Origin of the sequence: Pseudomonas sp. 34 E 7 (assembly GCF_900005715.1) — a bacterium.
In the GTDB taxonomy this organism is placed as follows: domain Bacteria; phylum Pseudomonadota; class Gammaproteobacteria; order Pseudomonadales; family Pseudomonadaceae; genus Aquipseudomonas; species Aquipseudomonas orientalis_A.
The window spans coordinates 1-1,520 of record NZ_CVTX01000012.1 but is presented as its reverse complement, the minus strand read 5'-3'; the positions used below and the strand labels follow the sequence as shown (position 1 = coordinate 1,520).

General features: G+C 65.7%; 1 protein-coding gene. It reads right to left on the bottom strand.

Going from position 1 to position 1,520, the window contains the following annotated elements:
- Positions 1–1,520, bottom strand: a 1,520-nt coding sequence (locus tag BFP96_RS00395) for a primosomal protein N' (RefSeq protein WP_065935365.1), incomplete at both ends; no start/stop codon positions are given.

The following is a 1,520-nucleotide window of genomic DNA, read 5'->3' as shown; positions in this document are numbered from 1 at the left end:
GGTGGTCGGCCAGGTGCGTCTGGATAATCACTCGGCCCGGCTCTTCGGCGCGCCCTGCGCGGCCGGCGACCTGCACGATCAGCTGCGCCATGCGCTCGCTGGCGCGGAAGTCGCCGGAGAATAAACCACCGTCGGCATCCAGGATCGACACCAGGGTCACCCGTGGAAAGTGATGCCCTTTGGCAAGCATCTGCGTGCCGACCAGGATGCACGGCTGGCCTTTCTGGATGGTGGCGAACAGTTGGTTCATCGCGTCTTTGCGCGACGTACTGTCGCGGTCCACCCGCAGCACCGGGTAATCCGGGAACAGAATGCCCAGGCGCTCTTCGGCGCGCTCGGTGCCCGCGCCGACCGGGCGCAGGTCGACCTTGCCGCATTGTGGACAGTGGCGGGGCACAGGTTCCACATGGCCGCAGTGGTGGCAGCGCAGTTCGCCGTAGCGCTGATGCACGGTCATGCGCGCATCGCAACGCTCGCATTCGGACATCCAGCCACAGTCATGGCACAACAGCGTCGGCGCAAAACCGCGGCGGTTGAGGAACACCAGGACTTGCTGGCCGGCGGCGAGGGTCTGGCCGATGGCTTGCTGCATCGGGCCGGAAATACCGCTGTCCAGCGGTCGGCTTTTGACATCCAGGCGCAGGAAACGCGGTTGCTTGGCGCCACCTGCGCGTTCATTCAGGCGTAGCAGGCCATAACGACCGGTGTAGGCGTTATGCAGGCTTTCCAGGGAAGGCGTGGCCGAACCCAGCACAATCGGGATGTCTTCCTGGCGCGCACGCACCAGGGCCAGGTCGCGGGCGTGGTAACGCAGGCCTTCCTGTTGTTTATACGAGCCGTCGTGCTCTTCGTCGATGATGATCAGGCCCGGATTTTTCATCGGGGTGAACAGTGCCGAGCGCGTGCCGATAATAATGTCGGCTTCGCCGTCCCGCGCCGCCAGCCATGACTCCAGGCGCTCACGGTCGTTGACCGCCGAGTGCACCAGGGCGATGCGGGCGTTGAAACGCTGTTCGAAACGCGCCAGGGTTTGCGGGCCGAGGTTGATCTCGGGGATCAGCACCAGCGCCTGTTTGCCGGCCTGCAAGGTTTCGCGGATCAACTGCAAATACACTTCGGTCTTGCCGCTGCCGGTGACGCCGGCCAGCAGGAACGCATGGAAACTGTCGAACCCTGCGCGGATCGCTTCATAGGCGGCGCGTTGTTCGGGGTTCAGCGGCAGCTCCGGCTGGGCCAGCCAGTGTTCATGGCGCGGGTCGGGGGCGTGCTTGCGGATCTCCACCTGCACCAGCCCCTTGGCCAGCAGCAGGTCGAGGCTGTCCTTGCTCAGCATCAGCTTGCTCAATAGCTGATGAGCCACGCCGTGGGGGTGCTGCGCCAGGGTGGCGAGGGCTTCACGTTGGCGCGGCGCGCGGGCGATGCGTGGGTCGTCCAGGCGCGCGCCGGGAACCATCGACCAGAAACGTTCCTGGCGCGCTTCGGCCAGTTCGCCCTGGCGCAGCAGCACCGGCAGCGCCCAG